8 protein-coding genes are annotated in these 6,379 nt (G+C 73.5%); 3 read left to right on the top strand and 5 right to left on the bottom strand.

Going from position 1 to position 6,379, the window contains the following annotated elements; translation table 11 throughout:
* The first annotated feature begins 196 nt into the window (after window positions 1-196).
* Entirely contained in the window at window positions 197-1,126 is a 930-nt protein-coding gene (locus L7D48_RS21630) for a hypothetical protein (RefSeq protein ID WP_374493193.1), read from the top strand.
* A gap of 108 nt (window positions 1,127-1,234) precedes the next feature.
* Entirely contained in the window at window positions 1,235-1,576 is a 342-nt protein-coding gene (locus L7D48_RS21625; protein ID WP_237881546.1) for a rhodanese-like domain-containing protein, read from the top strand.
* A gap of 217 nt (window positions 1,577-1,793) precedes the next feature.
* On the opposite strand, the gene paaE is transcribed toward L7D48_RS21625, so the two are convergent.
* The 5 genes from paaE to paaA are packed head-to-tail and all read right to left on the bottom strand — an operon-like array spanning window position 1,794 to window position 5,401.
* Window positions 1,794-2,861 carry a 1,2-phenylacetyl-CoA epoxidase subunit PaaE gene (gene paaE / locus L7D48_RS21620; RefSeq protein ID WP_237881544.1) on the bottom strand — a complete coding sequence of 356 codons (1,068 nt, stop codon included), beginning with the start codon at window positions 2,859-2,861 and terminating at the stop codon, window positions 1,794-1,796.
* A complete protein-coding gene (gene paaD, locus L7D48_RS21615) occupies window positions 2,858-3,415 on the bottom strand; it encodes a 1,2-phenylacetyl-CoA epoxidase subunit PaaD (protein ID WP_374493189.1) in 558 nt (185 codons plus the stop codon). The genes paaE and paaD overlap by 4 nt, the downstream gene beginning before the upstream one ends.
* Window positions 3,412-4,134, bottom strand: a complete 723-nt coding sequence (gene paaC / locus L7D48_RS21610) for a 1,2-phenylacetyl-CoA epoxidase subunit PaaC (RefSeq protein ID WP_237881542.1) — start codon at window positions 4,132-4,134, stop codon at window positions 3,412-3,414. Before paaC ends, paaD begins: the two co-directional genes overlap by 4 nt.
* On the bottom strand, window positions 4,131-4,418 hold the full coding sequence (gene paaB / locus L7D48_RS21605; protein WP_237881540.1) for a 1,2-phenylacetyl-CoA epoxidase subunit PaaB: 288 nt from the start codon (window positions 4,416-4,418) through the stop codon (window positions 4,131-4,133). The genes paaC and paaB overlap by 4 nt, the downstream gene beginning before the upstream one ends.
* Window positions 4,415-5,401, bottom strand: coding sequence for a 1,2-phenylacetyl-CoA epoxidase subunit PaaA (paaA, locus tag L7D48_RS21600; RefSeq protein WP_237881537.1), 987 nt, complete (start codon window positions 5,399-5,401; stop codon window positions 4,415-4,417). Before paaA ends, paaB begins: the two co-directional genes overlap by 4 nt.
* A gap of 314 nt (window positions 5,402-5,715) precedes the next feature.
* Here paaA and L7D48_RS21595 point away from each other — a divergent pair, with 314 nt between their 5' ends.
* Window positions 5,716-6,339, top strand: a complete 624-nt coding sequence (locus tag L7D48_RS21595) for a DUF5819 family protein (protein ID WP_237881535.1) — start codon at window positions 5,716-5,718, stop codon at window positions 6,337-6,339.
* The last annotated feature ends 40 nt before the right edge of the window (window positions 6,340-6,379 follow it).

Genomic DNA, 6,379 nt, shown 5'->3' with positions numbered 1-6,379 from the left:
GGGCCTGAGGACTTGCGCGGAGACGGGAGCGCGGGCGGGGTGTGAGGCCCGGGCCGGGGGAGCCGTAGGCTGGCCGGGTGACGCCGCCGTCCGGCCGGGGAGCCTTCCCGGTGGCCGCGGCGCGAATCCCGGTCAGGGGCCCGGCCAGGGCCCGGTCAGGACCGGGGCGCAGTGGAACGCCGTCGCGAGGAAGCCCGTGGATCCGGAAGCCCAGCAGGAAGCCCGGCAGGCCGGGCGCGAGCCGCATGAGCCGTACGAGCCGCAGGACGCGCCGGAGGCCGCCCCGAGCGCCGGCGGGGAGGCCGTCGAGCGTCTGGAGCGGGCCGTGCGCGCGGCCGAGACGGCACTGATCGAGTACGAGATCGCCGTGGAGACCTTCCGGGTCGAGGTGGAGAACTTCTCCCGGCTGCACGAACAGCGGCTCGGCCCGCTGTACGGCCGGATCGAGGAACTGGACGTCCTGATCGCCGAGGCGGTGGCCGCGTGCACCGGTGACCCCGAGGATGTGCGCAGAGCGCGCGAGGCACGCGCCTCCTTCCTGCCGATGCCGGCCGTGGAGGAGCTGTACCAGGGCTGGATGGACTCCGCCGGGCTGCCGCCGGAGGCCGTCGCGATGCTCACCGGGCAGCGGGTGCGGCCTCCGGAGCGGGTGCGGCCCAGCGAGCGGGCCAGGCGCCTGTACCGGGAACTGGTGCGCTCCGCGCATCCGGACCTGGTGCAGGACGAGGCGGAACGCGGGCGGCGCGAGGAGTTCATGACCCGGGCGAACAAGGCGTACTCCGACGGCGACGAGGAGGCGCTCGCCGCGCTGGCCGAGGAGTGGGCCGCCGGGCCGCGGACCGGGGAGGAGCGGGCGGCCGCCCGCGGCGAGGAGCTGTACGCGCGCCTGGAGTGGCTGGCGCGGCGCAAGGAGATGCTGGCCGCGGCCGCGGCTGAGCTGGAGGAGGGCGCGATCGGCTCCATGCTCAGGCTGGCGCCCGATGATCCGGACGGCCTGCTGGAGGAGATCGCCGGGCGGCTGCACGAGCGGATCGCCGAGAAGGAGGCGCGTCTGGCCGAGCTGACCGGTCGGATGGGCCAAGCGGGGACGGCGGGCCGGACGGAGCAGCCGGGGCCGACGGGTTAGGTTCCCGGCAAGGCGGTCGGCCGGGGTGCTCGGCCGGGATGTGCGGCATGAGCGGAATCTGTGGGACGGCACCGGAGGGCCGGGGCCGGGTGAGAGGGGCGTGACCTGATGCAGTACGGCCGGATTCCTTCGGTGGAGGCCACGGCGGTGCCGCCGGAGGGCCTTCTGCTGGACGTCCGGGAGGACGACGAGTGGGAGGCCGGGCACGCGGCGGAGGCCCTGCACGTGCCGATGAGCGAGTTCGTGGAGCGGTTCGGCGAGGTGACCGAGAAGGCCGCGGACCGGCGGGTGTACGTGGTCTGCCGGGTCGGCGGCCGGTCGGCGCAGGTCACGCGGTATCTGCTGGGGCAGGGCATCGACGCGGTGAACGTCGACGGCGGCATGCTGGCCTGGGAGGCTGCCGGGAAGCCGCTGGTGAACGACGGGCAGGGGCCCGCCCACGTGGCGTGAGGCACACGGGGGACGCGTTGCTTACGGGGCACGCTGCCGAGGTGGACGCCGCGTGACGTGTGCCGCGCGATGTGAGCTGTGAGTTGTGAGCCGCGAGCGAAAGGGGCCCGGCGCGGGGTCGGAGCGCGCCGGGCCCACCGGCTGTGCGAAAGCCGGTTGTACGGAGGCACGGAGACCGTGGGCCGTGATCTGTACCGTCTGAGAGGCCCTGGAGCCCTCAGGCGTCGAAGTCCACCTCGACGGCCTCGGTGACCGGCCGCGACTGGCAGGCCAGCACGTATCCCGCCGAGACCTCCTCCGGCTCCAGGGCGAAGTTGCGGTCCATGCTCACCTCGCCGGACACCAGCCGTACACGGCAGGTGCCGCACACCCCGCCCTTGCAGGCGTAGGGCGCGTCGGAGCGGTTGCGCAGCACCGTCTCCAGCAGCGTCTCGCCCTCGGCGGCGGGCCAGACGCCCATCCGGCCGTCGAGCGTGGCGGTGAGCTTCGAGCCGCCGGGCGCGGTACGGGCGGCCGTCCGCCGCTCCGCGGCCGGGGAGGCGTCGTCCACATGGAAGATCTCCTGGTGGACCGCGGCGGCGGGCACCCCGAGCGCGGTCAGCGCGCGCTCCGCCTCCCGGACCAGCCCGTGCGGCCCGCACAGGAACCAGCCGTCCACGTCGGGCACCGGCAGCAGGGCGGGCAGCAGGTCGGCGAGGCGCTCGGCGTCGAGCCGCCCGGTGGGCAGGCCGGCCTGGCGTTCCTCGCGGGAGAGCGTGTGCACCAGGTGGAAGCGGTCCGGGTGGCGGTCCTTCAGCTCGGCGACCTCCTCCAGGAACATCGCCGACGCCGCGGTGCGGTCGGTGCGGATCAGGCAGAACCGGGCGTCCGGTTCCTCGGCCAGCAGCGTGGCGGCGATGGACAGCACCGGTGTGATGCCGCTGCCGCCGACGACCGCCGCGAAGCGGCCGGGACGGGGACGCAGGGTGAACCGGCCCGTCGGGGGCATCACGTCGACCGTGTCCCCGGCGGACAGCTCCTTGACGGCGTGGGCGGAGAACGCGCCGCCCTCCACCAGCCGGATGCCGACCCGGAGCACCGGCTCGGCGGGTGCGGGAACGGCGGGGGAGCAGACGGAGTAGGTGCGGCGCACCTCCGCGCCGTCCACCTCGCGCCGCAGGGTGACGTGCTGGCCCGGAACGTGGCGGAAGGTGTCGTGCAGTTCGGGCGGCACTTCGAACGCCACGGCCACCGAGTCGTCCGTGAGCCGCTCGACCTCGCGGACCCGGAGCGGATGGAACCTCATAGCAGCTCCTTGAAGTGGTCGAACGGCTCCCGGCAGGAGGCGCAGCGGCGCAACGCCTTGCAGGCGGTGGAGGAGAAGCGGCTGAGCAGGGTGGTGTCGGTCGAGCCGCAGTGGGGACAGCGGACGGCCAGGTCCACCGCGACCGGCCCGCCGCCGTCAAAGGCACCCGCACCGGGACGGGGCGGGGCTATCCCGAACTCGGCCAGCTTGCGGCGGCCCTCGGCGGTGATCGCGTCCGTCGTCCAGGGCGGGGAGAGGACCGTGCGGACCGTCACCTCCGCCACGCCGTGCTCGCGCAGTGCCCGCTCCACGTCGGCGGACATCGCCTCCACCGCCGGGCAGCCGGTGTAGGTGGGGGTCAGCTCGACCTCCACCCGGCCGGGCCCGACCAGGTGCAGACCGCGCAGCACTCCCAGCTCGGCCAGGGACACCACCGGCAGCTCCGGGTCCGGGACGGAGCCGGCGATCTCGCGCAGCTCCGCCTCCAGCGCCGTCGCCCCTGTCGTCGTCCCAGGCGCCGCCTTTGCCGCCTTCGCCTCTGCCGGGGGCGTCACCACGACGCTCCCGGGTGGCTGCGGTGCAGATGCTGCATCTCGGCGAGCATCCGGCCGAAAGGCTCGGTGTGGACGCCCTGCCGTCCGGCGCCGGCGGCCCAGGGGCTGCTCCGCGGCCCTTCGGGGACGGTGAGGGTCGCGCGCTCCAGCACGGCGGTGATGCGCCGTGTCCACTCCTCGTCCAGTCCGGCCCAGTCGACGTCCAGGCCCTCGACGGGCCGGAACAGCTCGCCGGTGTAGCGCCACAGCCCGTCCAGCGCGTCCTTCATGCGCTTGCGGCTCGTCCCGGTGCCGTCGCCCAGGCGCAGCGTCCAGTGCTCGGAGTGGTCGCGGTGGTAGGCGACCTCCTTGACCGCCTTGGCCGCCAGCGCGGCGAGCTCGGCGTCGTCGGTGCCGCCGCCGGCCAGCCGCTCGTACAGCAGTTCCTGATAGGCGGAGAAGTACAGCTGGCGGGCGATGGTGTGGGCGAAGTCGCCGTTCGGCTGCTCGACGAGCTGCACGTTGGTGAAGGCCCGTTCCTCGCGGAGGTACGCCAGCTCGTCCTCGTCCCCGGCCATCGTCAGCAGGGTGCGGGCCTGGCCGAGGAGATCCAGCGCGATGTTGGCGAGGGCGACCTCCTCCTCCAGGACGGGTGCGTTCCCGGCCCACTCCCCCAGCCGGTGGGAGAGGACCAGCGCGTCGTCGCCGAGGGCCAGCACGGCCGTACGGGGAGCGCTCACAGGTGCCGCACCCCTTCCGGGACCTCGTAGAAGGTGGGGTGGCGGTAGGGCTTGTCGGCGGCGGGCTCGAAGAACGGGTCCTTCTCGTCGGGCGAGGAGGCGGTGATCGCGGACGACGGCACCACCCAGATCGAGACGCCCTCCGACCGCCGGGTGTACAGGTCCCGTGCGTTGCGCAGGGCCATCTCGGCGTCGGGCGCGTGCAGGCTGCCGGTGTGGGTGTGGGACAGGCCGCGCCTGCTGCGGACGAAGACCTCCCACAGGGGCCATTCGCTGGTGGTCATGCCGCCGTCCTTCCGTCGCCGTCCTGCCCGCCGTGCTTGCGGGCGTACGCCGCGGCGGCCTCGCGCACCCAGGCGCCCTCCTCATGGGCGCGGCGGCGGCGGTCCAGCCGCTGCTCGTTGCAGGGGCCGTTGCCGCGCAGCACCTCGTGGAACTCGGACCAGTCGATCGGCCCGAAGTCGTAGTGCCCGCGCTCCTCGTTCCACCGCAGCCCGGGGTCGGGCAGGGTCAGGCCGAGGGACTCGGCCTGGGGCACGCAGATGTCCACGAAGCGCTGGCGCAGCTCGTCGTTGGAGTGCCGTTTGATCTTCCAGGCCATCGACTGTGCCGAGTGCTTCGAGGCGTCGTCGGGCGGCCCGAACATCATCAGCGACGGCCACCACCAGCGGTCCACGGCGTCCTGCGCCATGGCGTGCTGGGCCTCGGTGCCCCGGCTCAGCGCGAGCAGCAGCTCGTACCCCTGGCGCTGGTGGAAGGACTCCTCCTTGCAGACGCGGACCATGGCCCGCGCGTAGGGCCCGTAGGAGCAGCGGCACAGCGGCACCTGGTTGGTGATGGCCGCGCCGTCCACCAGCCAGCCGATCGCGCCGACGTCGGCCCAGGTCAGGGTGGGGTAGTTGAAGATCGAGGAGTACTTCTGGCGCCCGGAGTGCAGCTTGTCCAGCAGCTCGTCGCGACTGGCGCCGAGCGTCTCGGCGGCGCTGTAGAGGTACAGCCCGTGCCCCGCCTCGTCCTGCACCTTGGCCATCAGGATCGCCTTGCGGCGCAGCGAGGGCGCGCGCGTGATCCAGTTGGCCTCCGGCTGCATGCCGATGATCTCGGAGTGGGCGTGCTGGGCGATCTGGCGCACCAGCGTGGCGCGGTAGGCGTCGGGCATCCAGTCGCGCGGCTCGATCCGCTCGTCCGCCGCGATCGCCGCGTCGAACGCCTCCTGATGCGCCCCGGGCCCTCCGCCCCGGTCCGTCTCCGGCAGCAGCGTCGTCATGCAGAGCTCCCTTGCTCCTGGCGAGGAACCAACCGACCGATCGTTCGGTTCAATGGTGGTCGTCCGGGCCCCAAGGTGTCAAGGCTGTGGATAACCTCGTAGGGCCGCCGCGGACCGGGGCGGCCGCGGGGGGCGCGACCGTTGTCGCGGGGTCGTGAGAGCGGGGCCCGGACGGGCCCGAGATCGGGGAGGGCATGGATCCACAAGCACAGACGCGCCAGGAGGCGCCGCCGCCCCCGGCGGCGGACGGCGCACCCGGCGGTACGCCTCCCGAGGAGCCTTCCGGTACGCCCCCCGAGGACACACCCGGAGTGATGTCGCTCCCGCCCGCGGCGCGGATCGCCGTCGCGGTGGCGCTGGGCGTCGTCACCGTGCTCACCGGCGTGCACCTGACGATGGTCTTCCTGCACGTCGCGCCGGACAACACCCTCAGCAAGCAGCACGGTTCGACGGTCTCGGACTACATCAACCCCGAGTTCGAGCAGAACTGGAAGCTGTTCGCCCCCAACCCGCTCCAGCAGAACATCGCCGTCCACGCCCGGGCGGAGGTGGTCCGGCCGGACGGCGGACGCGAGCGGACCGGCTGGGTGGACCTGACGGCGATGGACATCGGCAACATCCGCGGCAACCCCTTCCCCAGCCACACCGACCAGAACGAGCTCCGCCGCGCCTGGGACTTCTTCACCGGCTCGCACGACGAGGAGAACCGGCCCAACGGGCTGCGCGGGGACCTCTCCGAGGAGTATCTGCGGCGGATCGTGATGTCGCGGTTCGGACCCGAGCTGAACGGCGGCGAGATCCGGCGCGTGCAGGTGCGGTCGGCGACCACGCCGGTCGCGCCGCCGCCGTGGAGCGGTGAGAGCGCGGGCGCCGAGACCACGTACCGGGTGCTGCCCTGGTGGCCGGTCGACCGCACGGACATCCCGGAGGACAAGTGACACAGTCCGAGAACGGCTCCCCCGCCCCCGTGCCCACCTC

It is taken from the genome of Streptomyces sp. ICN903, from assembly GCF_022015835.1.
GTDB classification, from domain to species: Bacteria; Actinomycetota; Actinomycetes; order Streptomycetales; family Streptomycetaceae; genus Streptomyces; species Streptomyces fenghuangensis.
This window is presented reverse-complemented; position numbering and strand designations above follow the sequence as displayed.